This window comes from Nonomuraea wenchangensis (assembly GCF_900111685.1).
GTDB lineage: Bacteria > Actinomycetota > Actinomycetes > Streptosporangiales > Streptosporangiaceae > Nonomuraea > Nonomuraea wenchangensis.
This window is the reverse complement of sequence record NZ_FOHX01000007.1, coordinates 224,688-239,279: the sequence shown is the minus strand read 5'-3', so window position 1 is coordinate 239,279 and position 14,592 is coordinate 224,688. Positions and strand designations below refer to the sequence as shown.

The following is a 14,592-nucleotide window of genomic DNA, read 5'->3' as shown; positions in this document are numbered from 1 at the left end:
TCGGGATCTCCCCACTGAACGTCCAGATCTTGGAGGACCTCCATGGCGACCCGCTCGCAGAAGGCGGCCGTGCTGCTCGCCGGTGCGCTGACCCTCGCCGCCTGCGGTAGCGGCGGCACGTCGTCGCAGGCCCCCGCGGACGGCGGCGGTGGCGGCGGCAAGACGCTCGTCATCGACACGTCCTTCGACCTGAAGACCGCCGACCCCGGCCGCACGTACGAGCCGACCGGCCTCATCGTCGGCAAGGCCGTCTACGAGACGCTGCTCACCTTCGACGGCGCCGACGTGACCAAGCCGGTGCCCGCGCTCGCCGAGTCGTACGAGCTGAGCGAGGACGGCAAGACCCTCACCCTGAAGCTCAAGCAGGGCTCGACCTTCGCGGACGGCTCGCCGATCACCGCCGACGACGTGGTGTTCTCGCTGACCCGGGTGCGGGACATGAAGGGCACCCCGTCGTTCCTGCTGGACGGCGTCGAGGTGGCCAAGACCGACGAAACCACGGTCACGCTGACGTCGAAGACGGCCAACCCGGCGCTGCCGTACATCCTGCCGAACCCGGCGCTCGGCATCCTCAACAGCAAGCTCGCCAAGGAGCACGGCGCGACCACGGACGCGCAGGACAAGGCCGAGCAGTGGCTGAACTCCAGCTCCGCCGGGTCGGGCCCGTACACGATCGAGTCGTTCAACGTCAGCAGCCAGGTCACGCTCAAGGCGAACCCGAAGTACTACGGGACCAAGCCCGCCTACGACAAGGTGGTGCTGCGCAACGTCGAGGCCTCCACGCAGAAGCTGAACGTCCAGCGCGGCGACAGCCAGATCGCGCTCAACCTGTCCGGCGACCAGGTCAACGGCATGCCCTCGACGCTGCAGGTGAAGAAGACCGCCTCGGCGAACGTGCTGTTCCTGCTGGCCAACCAGGACTCCTCGATCAGCAAGATCACGCCGAACCCGAAGTTCGTCGAGGCCGTGCGCAAGGGCGTCGACTACGCGGGCCTGCTGGAGCTGGCCGGCGAGGGCGCCACGCAGGCGCCCGGCATCATCCCGTCGCAGCTGCTCGGCGCGCTGCCGCCGGAGCAGGCCCCCAAGCGGGACGTCGAGGGCGCCAAGGCGGCGCTGGCCGAGAGCGGCCTGTCGAACCCCACGGTGAAGCTGGAGTACCCGAGCGAGCTGACCGTGAACGGCCTGTCGTTCCAGCCGCTCGCCGAGCGTGTCCAGGCCAACCTCAAGGAGGTCGGCATCACGGTGGACCTGCAGCCCGCGCCGGTGACGACCGCGCTCGACAACTACCGCAACGGCAAGGAGGAGATGGGCCTGTGGTACTGGGGCCCTGACTACCCGGACCCGAGCGACTACCTGGCCTTCCTGCCCGGCAAGACGGTCGGCCTGCGGGCCGGCTGGAAGGAGGGCGCGGCCAAGGAGATCGAGGCCGCCGGCGTGAAGGCCGCCGAGGCCGTCGGCGACGACGCCCGCAAGAGCGCCTACGCCGAGATGCAGAACCAGCTCAACGCCGCCGGCCCGTTCGTCCCGCTCATCCAGGCGAGCCAGAACATCGTCAGCGCCGCCTCGGTGACCGGGCTGGAGTACCACCCGGTGTGGACGGTCGACGTCGCCGACCTCGGCGCGAAGTAGATGAAGCCGGACGCGACGCGCGAGCGGACCGGGCCGCGGGTTCCCCCGCTGGCCCGGTTCCTCGTGCGGCGGGTGCTGCTCGCCGTGCTCATGGCCTGGGGCATCACGCTCGTCACGTTCGTGCTGACGAACCTGGTGCCCGGCGACCCGGTGGCGGCCAACCTGGGCCAGCGGGCGCTCGGCGACCCGGCCATCGTGGCGCAGTGGCGGGCCGAGCACGGCCTGGACAAGCCGCTCTGGCAGCAGTACGTCCTGCACCTGCAGGGCCTGCTGCACGGCGACTTCGGCACCAGCCAGCAGAGCCACCGGCCGGTCGCCGACGACCTCGCCGAGTTCGTGCCGGCGACGCTGGAGCTGGCCGGCGCGGCGATCCTGGTGTCGCTGGTGCTGGGCGTGGCCTTCGGCGTGGTCGCCGCGCTGCGCAGGGACCGCCTGGCCGACCACACGCTGCGCGTGGTGAGCCTCATCGGCATCTCGGTGCCGACGTTCTGGCTGGCGCTGATGGCCTTCTACGTGTTCTTCTACCGCCTGCAGATCACCCCCGGCAGCGGCCGGGTGGACGTGGCGCTCGGCATGGCCCCGCCGGTGACCGGGCTGCAGACGGTGGACGCGCTGCTCGCCGGCCGGTGGGACATCTTCGCCTCGGCCGCCGGGCACCTGGTCACCCCCGCCCTGGTGCTGGCGCTCTACACGATCGGCCTGCTCACCCGCTTCACCCGCTCGGCGGTGCTGGAGGTGCTGGGACAGGACTACGTGCGGGCCGCCCGCGCGAAGGGCCTGCCCGGCCGGGTGATCCTCTTCCGTTACGTGCTGCGCTCGGCCCTGGTGCCGATCATCACGGTGGCGGGCCTCGCCTTCGGCTCCCTGCTGTCCGGCACGGTGCTGGTGGAGGCGATCTTCGCCTGGCCCGGCATCGGCCAGTACGCGTACAAGAGCGCGACCACCCTCGACCTGCCCGCCGTCATGGGCGTCGGCCTGGTCGTGGGCGTCGTCTACCTGGCCATCAACCTGGTCGTGGACGTCCTGTACGGCGTCATCGACCCCCGAGTGAGGTTGCAATGAGACGCGCGAGCCTCCTCGCGAGGCTGCCCGAGGCGTGGCGGCAGCCGCTGGCCGTCAGCGGCGCGGTGCTGGCGGCGGTCTGGCTGGTCGTCGTGCTGGCCGCGCCGCTGCTGGCCCCGCACGACCCGCTCGCCCAGGACCTGCCCAGGCTGGCCCCGCCGGGACCCGGGCACTGGTTCGGCACCGACCAGCTCGGCCGCGACGTCCTCAGCCGTGTCCTCTACGGCGCGCGGGTGTCGATCCCGCTGACGCTGCTGCTGGTGGTGCTGTCGGTGGCGATCGGCGGCCTGCTGGGCGCCTGCGCGGGGTACTTCGGCCGCTGGGCCGACGAGACGATCATGCGGGTGGCGGACCTGGTGTTCGCGTTCCCGACGGTGATCCTCGCCATGGTGGTGGCCGCGGCGCTCGGCGCGAGCCTCGCCAACGCGGTGCTGGCGGTGCTCGTCGTCGCCTGGCCCTCCTACGCCCGCGTCACCCGCGGGCTGGTGCTGGGGATCCGCGAGCGGGAGTTCGTGCTGAGCGGGCGGCTGCTGGGCTTCTCGGTGTGGCGCTCGCTGCGGGTGGACGTGCTGCCCAACATCACCGGCCCCGTGCTGGTGCTGGCCACCCTGGACATCGGCACCGCGCTGCTGCTGCTGTCGGGCCTGTCGTTCCTGGGGCTCGGCGCCAAGCCGCCGTCCCCGGAGTGGGGGGCGATGGTGGCCTCCGGCGTCGAGGTGTTCGACAGCTGGTGGGTGGCGACCTTCCCCGGCCTGGCGATCCTGACGGTGGTGCTGGCGTTCAACTTCCTCGGCGACACCCTGCGTGACGCGCTCGACCCGCGTACCGCCCGTGCGATCAAGGAGCGTGCGCTGTGACGGCACTCGACATCGCCGGGCTCAAGGTGACGATCGCGGGACGGGACGTGCTGCGCGGCGTGGACCTGCGGCTGGAGCCCGGCAAGGTGCACGGCCTGGCCGGCGAGAGCGGGTCGGGCAAGACGATGACGGGCCTCGCGGTGCTGGGGCTGCTGCCGCACGGCTCGCGCGCCACCGGGGCGATCCGGCTCGGCGGGCGCGACCTGCTGACGCTGCCGCCCAAGGAGCTCAACAAGGTGCGCGGCGGCGAGGTGGCCATGGTCTTCCAGGACCCGGCCACCAGCCTGCACCCCATGCTGACCGTCGGCCGGCAGCTCACCGAGCACATGCGCCACCACCTCGGGCTCGGCAAGGCCGAGGCGCGGGCGCGGGCCGTGGAGCTGCTCGGCAAGGTACGCATCCCGGGCGCCGAGGAGGCGTACCGGCGCTATCCCCACCAGTTCTCCGGCGGCATGCGGCAGCGCATCGCCATCGCCGTGGCGCTGGCCTGCTCGCCGAAGGTGCTCATCGCCGACGAGCCGACGACCGCGCTCGACGTGACCGTGCAGGCCGGCGTGCTGCGCCTGCTGCGCGGCCTGTGCGACGAGCTGGGCCTCGCGGTGCTGCTGGTCACCCACGACCTCGGCGTGATGTCGGCGGTCGCCGACGAGGTGAGCGTGATGAAGGACGGCCTGGTCGTGGAGTCCGGGCCGCGCGTTCAGGTGCTGCGCACGCCGGAGCACCCGTACACCCGGTCCCTGCTGGAGTCCCTGCCCGACGCGGAGGTGCGATGACCCCCCTGCCCACGACGACAGCTCCCTTGCTGGCGGTGGACGACCTGGTCGTCGAGCACCGCACTCCAGGCCGGCCCTCGGTGCGGGCCGTGGCGGGCGCGAGCCTGCGGGTCGGCCCCGGCGAGGTCGTGGGGCTGGTCGGCGAGTCCGGGTGCGGCAAGTCCACGCTGGCGCGGGCGGTGTGCGGGCTCGGCCCGGTCAGCGCCGGGTCGATCACCTTCGAGGGGGAGCCGGTCATGCCGCTCGGGCTGCGCAAGCGGCGGCACACCGGTGTCCAGATGGTGTTCCAGGATCCGTACACGTCGCTGAACCCGCGACGCCGGGTCGGCGACCAGATCGCCGACGGGCTGCGGACCGCGGGCGACACCGCCACCTCCCCCGCCGACCTGCTGGAACGGGTGGGGCTGCCGCGCGAGTTCGCCGGGCGGCACCCGCACGAGTTCTCCGGCGGGCAGCGGCAGCGGGTCGCGATCGCGCGGGCGCTGGCCGCCCGGCCGCGGCTGCTGATCGGCGACGAGCCCATCTCGGCGCTGGACGCCTCCGCCCAGGCGCAGGTGGCCAGGCTCATGCGCGACCTCGCCGTGGAGTCGGGCGCGGGGCTGCTGTTCATCAGCCACGACCTGTCCGTGGTGCGGCTGATCGCCGACCGGGTGGCCGTCATGTACCTGGGGCGGATCGTCGAGGTGGGACGCACCGAGGAGGTGTGGGCCGAGCCGCGGCACCCGTACACGAAGGCGCTGCTGGCGGCCATCCCGCATCCCGACGGGATGGGCGTGCTGCCCGCGGAGCTGCCGGGCGACGTGCCGGACCCGGCCGCGCCGCCCGCCGGATGCCGCTTCCATCCACGCTGCCCACTGGTCATGGACCGGTGCAGGGAGGAGGATCCGGCGTTCGGGCCGGTCGCCTGCTGGCTGCACGAGCCGAAGTGACGCCGCTGCCGGAGGCCGGGCGGGCGGCCAGGCTGGCCGCCGCCCGCGCCGCCATGGCCGCGGCCGGGGTGGACGCCCTGGTGCTGCGGCCCTCGCCGGACTTCCGCTTCCTCGGCGGCCGGGACGGGGCCGGCTTCCTCGTCGTGACGGGGGACGCGGCCGTCGAGACCGGCGACCCGGCCGCGCTGGTGCCCTCGGGCGCGCGGCGGGTCGGGGTGGACCCGGAGATGCGGGTGCGCGAGCTGTTCGGCATGACGATCGAGGCCGAGCTGGTGCCCGCCTCGGCGGTGCTCGCGCCGCTGCGGCTGCGCAAGGAGCCGCACGAGGTGGCCGCCGTCGAGCGGGCGGCGCTGCGCGCCGAGGAGGTGCTGCGGCAGGCGCGCGAGCTGGCCTGGTTCGGCGCGACCGAGCGGGCGATGGCCGCCCGGCTGCGGCTGCTCGCGCTGGAGTCGGGCTGCGAGGAGCTGCTGGCGCTGCGCGTGGCGGCCGGCGAGCACACGGCCAGGCCCGGGCACCTGCCCGGCGGCCGGGTCATCAACCCCGGGGACGCGCTGGCGGTGTCGGTGTGCGGCCGGTGGGGCGGCTACTGCGCGGAGGTCGCGCGGGTGTTCGCGGTCGCCGAGCCGCCGGAGGACTTCGAGGCCATGTACACGGTCGTGGTGGCCGCCCACCGCGCCGGCCTGGCGGCGGCCCGGCCGCCCGCGCCGGCCCGCGCCGTCGCCCGCGCCGTCAGCGAGGTCATCGACGCCAGCGGCTACGGCCACTTCGCCGCCGGGCACGCCGGGCGCGGCGTCGGCCTCGGCCCCGAGGAGGGGCCGTGGCTGGGCGAGGACGTCCCTCTCGCCGCCGGCATGACGCTCTGCCTGGAGCCGGCGATCTACGTGCCCGACCTGTTCGGCGCCCGCGTGGCGGACGTCGTGGCCTGTACGGACTCCGGGCCGCTGGTGCTGAGCGGCGGGCCGCCGCCGCTCCAGGTGCTCGACCGGTGACGGGGTAGCGCGCCCGATCCGGGACCAACGGCCTCAAGATCGGGACCCTTCGGCCCAGGTGCGCGACGGCCCCGATCCTCCAGGCTGGCAGCCATGAGCACCGAGGTACGGAGCAGGTCGCGCGAGCTGCGCGAGGCCCGCGCCGCCGCCGGGCGGCGCAGGAGGAGACGGATCCACCTGGTCGCGACCGGCGGCGGTCTGATCATCGCGGGACTGGTGGTGGCGATCGTGATCGCCCTCGTGAACGCGGCGGGGAGCGAGCCCTCCCCCGCCGCGGGGCCCGGTCCGGCCCCGGCGATCGCGACGGAGGGCGGCGCGATCGCCCTCGGCCGCGCGGACGCGCCGGTGAAGCTGGAGGTCTACCTCGACTACATGTGCCCGTTCTGCGGGCGCTTCGAGACGGCCAACGGGGCCGAGGTGGCGCGGCTGGTCGAGGCCGGCACCGTACGGCTGGAGCTGCACCCGCTGGCGTTCCTCGACCGGGCGAGCAGCGGCACCCGCTACTCCACCCGGGCCGCGAACGCCGTCGCCACGGTCGCCGACCGCGCGCCGGAGAAGGTCCTGGCGTTCAGCGCGGCCCTGTTCGCGTACCAGCCCGAGGAGGGCGGCAAGGGGCTGACCGACGAGCGGATCTCCGAGCTGGCGCGCGGGGCCGGGGTTCCGGCGGACGTGGTGAGCGCCTTCGGGCAGCGGACCTTCGAGGCGTGGGCGGCCTCCGCGACGCAGGCGGCGTTCGCGTCGGGCGTCACCGGCACCCCGACCGTGCGCATCGACGGGAAGGCGTTCCAGGGCGACCTTTACACCGCCGGCCCGCTGACCGAGGCCCTGACGGCGGCGGCCGGCGCGAAGGGAGCCAAGTGACCTCGCCTGTGGCCGGGGTGCTCCCCCGGCTGCACGCCTTACGGCACTCGAACGGCTGGCTCTACGGCACCATGCTCCTGTCGGCGTGCCTCAGCCTGACCGCGTCGTTCGTGCTGTCGGTGGACGCGCTGCGACTGGCCGCCGACCCGGCCGCCGACCTGTCCTGCGACATCAACAGCGTGGTGAGCTGCGGCACGGTCGGCAGCTCATGGCAGGCCCACCTGTTCGGCTTCCCCAACGCCTTCCTCGGGCTGATGTGCGAGCCGGTCGTCATCACGATCGCGGCGGCGGCGCTCGGCGGGGCGCGCTTCCCGCGCTGGTTCATGTTCGCGGCGCAGGTGGTCTACACGCTCGGGCTGGTCTTCGCGTACTGGCTGCTGTCGCAGTCGATGTACGTCATCGGCGCGCTTTGCCCGTGGTGCCTGCTGGTGACCGTCTCGACGACGCTGGTGTGGTCCACGCTGACGCACGTGAACATCCGCGACGGCAACCTGTTCCTGCCCCGCAGGGCGCAGGGGGCGCTGCGCCGGGCCGTCGCCGCCGACCTCGACGCGCTGGCCGTGACGATCTGGCTGCTCGCGCTCGCGCTGCTGATCGTGCTGAGGTACGGGCCCGCCCTGTTCGCCTGATCGGGCTCGGCTACGCTGGTTCGCGGTCGATCACATGGGGGTGGCGGTGGACCAGTTCGTGCTGCTCATGCTGGTGTTGCTGGGCGCGCTGGTCACCGTCCCGCTCGGCGACCGGCTGGGCCTGCCCGCCCCCGTGCTGATGACCCTGCTCGGCATCCTCATGGCGATCCTGCCCTTCGTGCCCAACGTGAACGTGCCGCCCGGCATCGTCCTGCCCCTGCTGCTGCCGCCGCTGCTGTACGCGGCCTCGCGGGGCACGTCGTGGCGGCAGTTCGCGGCCCAGTGGCGGCCGATCTTCCTGCTGGCCGTGGCGCTGGTGTTCGTGACGACGGCGGCGGTGGCGGCGGTGGCGCACGCGCTCGTGCCGGGCCTGCCGCTGGCCGCCGCCGTGGCGCTCGGGGCGCTGGTCGCGCCGCCCGATCCGGTGGCCGCGACGGCGGTGGCCGGCCGGCTCGGGCTGCCCCGGCGCATGGTGGCGCTGCTGGAGGGCGAGGGCCTGTTCAACGACGTGACCGCGATCGTGCTCTACCACGTGGCGATCGCGGCCGCGGTGACCGGCACCTTCTCCTGGCCGGGGGCGCTGGCGGAGTTCGCGCTGTCGGCGGTGGTGGCCGTGCTGGTGGGGCTCGGGCTCGGCTGGCTGAGCTCGAAGCTGATGGACCTGCTCGGCGACGCCACGCTGCAGGTGGGGTTGTCGCTGCTGGTGCCGTTCGTCAGCTACGCCCTGGCCGACGAGCTGCACGGGTCCGGCGTCCTGGCCGTGCTGACCAGCGCCTTCTACCTCGCCGACCGCACCCTCGACGCCGACGACGTGATGGGCAGGTTCGCCGCCCGTACGTTCTGGCAGGTCGTGGAGACGCTGGTGACGGGCGTGGCGTTCGGGCTGATCGGGCTGGAGCTGCACGCCGTGCTCGGCATCGAGGCGGACCGGCTCGGCCCGCTGCTGGGCTGGAGCGCGGCCGTCGTGGCGGCCGTGGTGCTGGTCCGGCTGCTGTGGCTGCTGCCGGCGGCCTGGGTGGCCAAGAAGACGGAAGGGCGGCGGCACGAGGACAGCGAGATCCCGCTGAGCTGGCGCGAGACCCTGGTGATGTGGTGGGCGGGCATGCGCGGGGTGGCGTCGGTGGCGCTCGCGCTGGCCATCCCGCTCACGCTGGCCGACGGCTCGCCGTTCCCGGAGCGGTCGGCGCTGGTGTTCATCGCGTTCGCGGTCATCCTGGTGACGCTCGTCGTGCAGGGGCTGACGCTGCCGTGGCTGGTGTCGCGGCTCGGCGTCCAGTCCGACACCGCGGCCGAGCGGGAGCTGGAGAAACGGCTGGCGCTCGCCGCGGCCAAGGCGGCCAAGCGGCGGCTGCGGGAGATCGACGAGGCCGAGGACCTTCCCGAGGACGTGCTGGAGCTGCTCAACCGGCGCATGCTGGGGTTCGGGCCGCGGATCAGCCCGGAGGCGGGCGAGGAGGAGCGGCGGGAGGCGTACGAGGCGCGGGCCCGGCGCGTCCGGCTCGTCCGGCGGGTGCAGGGCGAGATGTTGTCGGCCGCCCGCCAGGAGGTGCTGGAGGCCCGCCGCGACCCGCGCGCCGACCCGGCCGTGGTGTCGCGGGTGCTGCGCCGGCTCGACGTCTGGAGCCTGCGTTAGGCGTGACCGAGTGTCACCGGCCGTTCCGAAGGGTAGTCAATCTTCATGTTGCGCATCGGCACCTGGAGGTCGGCCGGCACCGCCGACCTCGTCGCCTGCGGGTGGCGCGACAGCGGCCCCGGCCCGTCGGAGCCGGGCATCAAGCTCATCTTCTCGGTCGGCGGCCAGGTGCCGCACTTCCCGGGGCTGCGCGCCGGCACCCGGGTCGCCCGGGGCGCCGAGGAGATCGCCGGGCAGCTCTTCCGCGGCATGGACGTCGTGCTCATCGAGCCGGGCTCCTGCCCGGCCGCGCCGGTGATGGCGGCCGGGATGTGGCACTACGGCTGGACCGGCGACGACCTCGGCGCCCTCGCCGGGGCGGCGGTGGCGGGGCTGGCGCTGGCCGCGCAGCCGGGCCCGTGCGCGGTCGAGATCGGCCGCGACGGCCGCAGCTCGCTCGACGGGCACGTGACGGCCGCGGCGGTGCGGGCGTCGCTCGCCGACCGTTTCGCCGGCGGCCGTTACCGCACGCCGCAGGTGACGGTGCCGCTCGACGCGGTCCGTCTCAGCCAGGAGGCCCCGCGCCGGGTCCGCATCGCGCCCATGGCGTAACGTCGCCATGAAAGCCCAGGTGGGCTGATCCGCGCGGGAAGGGGCGGCTGCGGGTGTTCGAGGTCAGGGAGCTGCGGGAGATCGCGGAGTTCGAGCAGGTGGACGCGCTGTTCGAGGCCATCTGGCGGTTCGGGCCCGCGGCTCCGCCCGTCACGGTCGAGCTGATGCGGGCGCTGACGCACGCCGGCGGGTACGCCGCCGGCGCGTTCGACGGCGAGCGACTGGTGGGGGCGTCGGTCGGGTTCCTCGCGTCAGGAGCCGCGCTGCACTCGCACGTCACCGGCACCGTCGTGCCCGGCGCGGGGCACGCGCTCAAGCTGCACCAGCGGCGCTGGGCCGGGGAGCACGGGCTGGAGCGGGTCACCTGGACCTACGACCCCCTCGTACGCCGCAACGCCCACTTCAACCTGGCCAAGCTGGGAGCGCGGCCGATCGCTTACCTGCCGGACTTCTACGGCGTCATGGCCGACGCGATCAACCGCGGCGACGAGTCTGACCGGCTGCTGACCGAGTGGCCGGTCGCGGAGTCCGCTCCCCCGGCCCGCGACCGGGCGGACGCCGTGGTGGCGCTGGCCGACGAGGGCGGGCGGCCCGTCACCGGGTCCGCGGACGCCGATACGGTGCTGGTGGCGGTGCCGGCCGACATCGAGCGGCTGCGCGGCGCCGACCCGGGCGCGGCCAAGTCCTGGCGGCACGCGGTGCGCGACGTGCTCGGCGGGCTCATGGCCGAGGGCCGCGCCGTGACCGGGTTCCGCGGCAGGACCTACTACGTTGTGGAGAGAGCGTGAAGATCACTGGAGTCGAGCTGCGGCGCATCGCGATGCCGCTGGTGGCGCCGTTCCGTACCTCGTTCGGCACCGAGACCTCCCGCGACGTCCTGCTGGTGCGGGTCGTGACGCCGGAGGCCGAGGGCTGGGGCGAGTGCGTGGCCATGTCCGAGCCGCTCTACTCCCCCGAGTACGTCGACGGCGCCGCCGACGTGATCCGCCGCTTCCTGCTGCCCGCCCTGCCGGCGAACGTGGACGCAGGCGCCGTCGGCCGCGCCCTCCACCCGGTCAAGGGGCACCGCATGGCCAAGGCGGCCCTGGAGACCGCCGTCCTCGACGCGCAGCTCAGGGCGTCGGGCGAGTCGTTCGCCGGGTTCCTCGGCGCCGCGCGCACGCGGGTGCCGTGCGGGGTGTCGGTCGGCATCATGGACACGGTCCCGCGGCTCCTCGACGCCGTCGCGGGCTACCTGGACGAGGGATACGTCCGGATCAAGCTGAAGATCGAGCCCGGCTGGGACGTCGAGCCGGTGCGAGCGGTGCGCGAGCGCTTCGGCGACGACGTGCTGCTCCAGGTCGACGCCAACGCCGCCTACACCCTGGCCGACGCGCCCCGCCTGGCCAAGCTGGACGCCTTCGACCTGCTGCTCATCGAGCAGCCCCTCGCCAACGACGACCTGGTGCAGCACGCCAGGCTGGCCCGCCGGCTGCGTACGCCGATCTGCCTGGACGAGTCGATCGAGTCGGCCGAGCACGCCGCCGCCGCGATCGAGCTCGGCTCGTGCTCGATCGTCAACATCAAGCCCGGCCGGCTCGGCGGCTACCTGGAGGCGCGGCGGGTGCACGACCTGTGCCGGGCGCACGGGGTCGCGGTGTGGTGCGGCGGCATGCTGGAGACCGGCCTCGGCCGGGCGGCGAACGTGGCGCTCGCCGCGCTGCCGGGCTTCACGCTGCCGGGCGACACCTCCGGGTCGCGGCGCTACTTCGCGACCGACGTGACCGAGCCGTTCGAGCTGGTGGACGGGCACCTGGAGGTGCCGGCCGGGCCGGGGCTCGGCGTCGAGCCGCTGCCGGAGGTGCTGAAGGAGGTCACCACCTCCACCGAGTGGATCGCCCTCTGATCGCTCACGCCGTCCTGGGGGTGGCGCGGGCGCCGAGATGCACGTACGGGGAGCCGTCCGGCAGCTCGTAGAAGACGGCGGAGGCCCAGGCGGGGCCACCGCCCGGCCGGCCGACGAAGGTGACCTCGTCCACCGCCACCAGGTCGTACTCGACGGGCTCCGACAGGTCGGCCAGCGGGCCGGTGTTCTCGCCGCGCAGCCGCAGGCCGCCGTCGCGGGCGGTCACCGTCAGGCGGGCGCCGGTCCGCTCGTACACGCCGGCGTGGCGGGCCGCGTCGACCTCGACCGGCGTGGCGGGTGGTTCGAGCTCGGGCGGCACCGTCAGCCCGTCGAGCCGCTCGAACAGCTCCGTCGCCACGGCCCGGGTGAAGGCGCCGGAGTGGCCGCCGTTGGCGGTGACGCACACGACCGTGCCGGTGCCGGGGACGGCCCAGAGCATGGCGTGCTGGCCGATCGTGTTGCCGCCGTGGGAGATCACCCGGTGGCCGTCCCACTCGTCGAGGATCCAGCCGATCCCCCACTGCGGGCCCAGCGTGTGGGGGTTCGGGACGTCCACCTGCGGCTCCCACATCGCGGCCGGGTCGGCGAGCAGGCCGCCCTCCAGGTGGGCGCGGGCGAAGGCGACGACGTCGGCGGGGCGGGCGCAGATGAGCCCGGCCGGTCCCATCGCCCGCATCAGGCCCCAGCGCGGGGCGGGCGCGCCGCCGTCGAGATGGCCGGTCGCGGCGCGGAAGCGGAGCACGTCCTCGGGCAGCGTCCAGGTGTGGGTGAGGCCGAGCGGTCCGGCGAGCTCCTCCCTCACCAGGTCGTCCCAGAGCTTGCCGGTCAGCCGCTCCAGCATCCGGCCGGCGATCACGAACCCGGAGTTGCAGTAGGACTGGGTGACGCCGAGCGGATGGTTCTGGGCCAGGCCGGCGCAGGCTTCGACGTATCTCGCCACGCAGTCGTCGCCGCGGCCGGTGTCGAGGAACAGGTCGCCGTCGATGCCGCTGGTGTGGGTGAGCAGGTGGCGGACGGTGACCGCCCTGCTGACCTCCTCGTCGGCCACCCGGAAGTCCGGCAGCACCTCGCGCACCGGGGTGTCCAGGGTGAGCCGGCCGCGCTCGGCCTGCAGCATGAGCAGGGTCGCGGTCCACACCTTGGTGATCGAGCCGATCTGGAAGAGCGAGTCCGGGGTCGCCTCGACGCCGGTGGCGGCGTTGAGTGTGCCGGCCGCCAGCTCGGTCAGCTCGCCGCGGTGCAGGTAGGCCAGCGCGGAGCCGGGCACCTCGTACGCGGCGATCAGCTCGGCGAGCCGTCCGTGGTCCATGACGTCGGCCACGCGGGGGTCCTCTCCTCGGGGGAATAATGCGTTGCGGTCGCGTGCTGATGATCGCACCATGGACCTCATGTTCCCGCACGTTCGCCCCGCGACGCCCGCACTGCCGGGCGCGCGCGAGCGTGCCCGCGGCGGCCTGGAGCGCTGACCTCTTCCCGTGAGTCCGAGGTGACCCGGCGGGGGGAGGTCGTCAGCCCCTTGGACGGGTCACACACCACACCGGGCAGTCGAGGAAGGAACCATGGCCAAGCAGGCCTACGTACGCAACAAGCCGCATCTCAACATCGGCACGATGGGGCACGTCGACCACGGCAAGACCACGCTGACTGCGGCCATCACGAAGGTGCTGGCCGAGCGCGGGCAGGCGACCTACACGCCGTTCGAGCGGATCGACCGCACCCCGGAGGAGGCCTCCAGGGGCATCACGATCAACATCTCGCACGTCGAGTACGAGACCGGCACCCGCCACTACGCCCACGTGGACATGCCGGGCCACGCCGACTACGTGAAGAACATGATCACGGGGGCGGCGCAGCTCGACGGCGCGATCCTCGTCGTGTCCGCGCACGACGGCATCATGCCGCAGACCCGCGAGCACGTGCTGCTGGCCCGCCGGGTCGGCGTCGAGCACCTGGTCGTGGCCGTCAACAAGGCCGACGGCGCCGACCCGGAGCTCATCGACCTGGTCGAGCTGGAGCTGCAGGACCTGCTGGCCGCGCACGGCTACCGTGACGTGCCGATGGTCCGGGTGTCCGGGCTGCGGGCGCTGGAGGGCGACCCGGTCTGGACCGCGTCCGTGGAGGCGCTGCTCCGGGCCGTGGACGAGCACATCCCCGTGCCGGTCCGGTACGTCGACGCGCCGTTCCTCATGCCGGTCGAGAACGTGCTGACGGTCACCGGCCGCGGCACGGTCGTCACCGGCGCCGTCGAGCGCGGCTCGGTGCGGGTCGGCGACCAGGTCGAGGCCGTCGGGTTCGGTGACGGGTTCACGGCGGTCGTGACGGGCGTCGAGACGTTCGGCAAGACGATGGAGCGGGGCGAGGCCGGCGACAACGCGGCCGTGCTGCTGCGCGGCGTCCGCCGCGAGCAGGTGCGGCGCGGCATGGTGCTGGCCGAGCCGGGCAGCCAGCGCGAGCGCACGTCGTTCCGTGCCCGCGTCTACCTCCTGACGCCGGAGGAGGGCGGGCGGCGGCGGCCGATCGCCTCCGGCTACCGGCCGCAGTTCTACCTGCGGACCACGGACGTGCCTTGCGAGCTGCTCCTGGACGGGCCGGCCGAGCCGGGCGAGACCGTCGAGGTCGCGGTCGAGCTGGGCCGGCCGGTCGCGCTGGAGCCGGGGCTCGGGTTCGCCGTCCGCGAGGGCGGGCTGACTGTCGGCGCGGGCACGATCCTCGCCGTCTGACTCCCGCCGGGTCCCGGGGGCCGGGTCCCGCCGT

At 74.0% G+C, this 14,592-nt stretch carries 14 protein-coding genes; 13 read left to right on the top strand and 1 reads right to left on the bottom strand.

Annotated features, from left to right (window positions below; genetic code table 11):
• Window positions 1-42: 42 nt before the first annotated feature.
• The 12 genes from BMW85_RS22675 to menC all read left to right on the top strand — a co-directional run bounded on the left by BMW85_RS22675 (window position 43) and on the right by menC (window position 11,838).
• Window positions 43-1,629, top strand: a complete 1,587-nt coding sequence (locus BMW85_RS22675; RefSeq protein WP_091084649.1) for an ABC transporter substrate-binding protein — start codon at window positions 43-45, stop codon at window positions 1,627-1,629.
• Window positions 1,630-2,691, top strand: coding sequence for an ABC transporter permease (locus BMW85_RS22670; protein ID WP_091084647.1), 1,062 nt, complete (start codon window positions 1,630-1,632; stop codon window positions 2,689-2,691). It begins immediately after the preceding gene.
• Window positions 2,688-3,548, top strand: coding sequence for an ABC transporter permease (locus BMW85_RS22665; RefSeq protein WP_091084644.1), 861 nt, complete (start codon window positions 2,688-2,690; stop codon window positions 3,546-3,548). Before BMW85_RS22670 ends, BMW85_RS22665 begins: the two co-directional genes overlap by 4 nt.
• Window positions 3,545-4,321 carry an ABC transporter ATP-binding protein gene (locus tag BMW85_RS22660; protein WP_091084642.1) on the top strand — a complete coding sequence of 259 codons (777 nt, stop codon included), beginning with the start codon at window positions 3,545-3,547 and terminating at the stop codon, window positions 4,319-4,321. The genes BMW85_RS22665 and BMW85_RS22660 overlap by 4 nt, the downstream gene beginning before the upstream one ends.
• A complete protein-coding gene (locus tag BMW85_RS22655; RefSeq protein ID WP_091084639.1) occupies window positions 4,318-5,250 on the top strand; it encodes an ABC transporter ATP-binding protein in 933 nt (310 codons plus the stop codon). Before BMW85_RS22660 ends, BMW85_RS22655 begins: the two co-directional genes overlap by 4 nt.
• Entirely contained in the window at window positions 5,247-6,239 is a 993-nt protein-coding gene (locus BMW85_RS22650; RefSeq protein ID WP_091084637.1) for a M24 family metallopeptidase, read from the top strand. The genes BMW85_RS22655 and BMW85_RS22650 overlap by 4 nt, the downstream gene beginning before the upstream one ends.
• Before the next feature lie 93 nt (window positions 6,240-6,332).
• Window positions 6,333-7,100 (top strand): DsbA family protein, encoded by a 768-nt coding sequence (locus tag BMW85_RS22645; protein ID WP_091084634.1) that lies wholly within the window; start codon window positions 6,333-6,335, stop codon window positions 7,098-7,100.
• Window positions 7,097-7,729, top strand: coding sequence for a vitamin K epoxide reductase family protein (locus BMW85_RS22640; protein WP_091084631.1), 633 nt, complete (start codon window positions 7,097-7,099; stop codon window positions 7,727-7,729). Before BMW85_RS22645 ends, BMW85_RS22640 begins: the two co-directional genes overlap by 4 nt.
• 46 nt (window positions 7,730-7,775) lie before the next feature.
• Entirely contained in the window at window positions 7,776-9,362 is a 1,587-nt protein-coding gene (locus tag BMW85_RS22635) for a Na+/H+ antiporter (protein WP_091085322.1), read from the top strand.
• Window positions 9,363-9,407: 45 nt separating this feature from the next.
• Window positions 9,408-9,953, top strand: coding sequence for an acyclic terpene utilization AtuA family protein (locus tag BMW85_RS22630; RefSeq protein ID WP_091084629.1), 546 nt, complete (start codon window positions 9,408-9,410; stop codon window positions 9,951-9,953).
• 53 nt (window positions 9,954-10,006) lie between these two features.
• Window positions 10,007-10,741 carry a GNAT family N-acetyltransferase gene (locus tag BMW85_RS22625; RefSeq protein ID WP_091084626.1) on the top strand — a complete coding sequence of 245 codons (735 nt, stop codon included), beginning with the start codon at window positions 10,007-10,009 and terminating at the stop codon, window positions 10,739-10,741.
• Window positions 10,738-11,838: an o-succinylbenzoate synthase gene (gene menC, locus BMW85_RS22620; protein ID WP_177240826.1), complete on the top strand. Its 1,101-nt coding sequence runs from the start codon at window positions 10,738-10,740 to the stop codon at window positions 11,836-11,838. The genes BMW85_RS22625 and menC overlap by 4 nt, the downstream gene beginning before the upstream one ends.
• A 4-nt stretch (window positions 11,839-11,842) precedes the next feature.
• On the opposite strand, the gene BMW85_RS22615 is transcribed toward menC, so the two are convergent.
• Window positions 11,843-13,159 (bottom strand): serine hydrolase domain-containing protein, encoded by a 1,317-nt coding sequence (locus BMW85_RS22615; protein WP_091084623.1) that lies wholly within the window; start codon window positions 13,157-13,159, stop codon window positions 11,843-11,845.
• Between the two features lie 238 nt (window positions 13,160-13,397).
• Here BMW85_RS22615 and tuf point away from each other — a divergent pair, with 238 nt between their 5' ends.
• Entirely contained in the window at window positions 13,398-14,558 is a 1,161-nt protein-coding gene (gene tuf, locus BMW85_RS22610) for an elongation factor Tu (RefSeq protein WP_091084620.1), read from the top strand.
• Window positions 14,559-14,592: the final 34 nt, after the last annotated feature.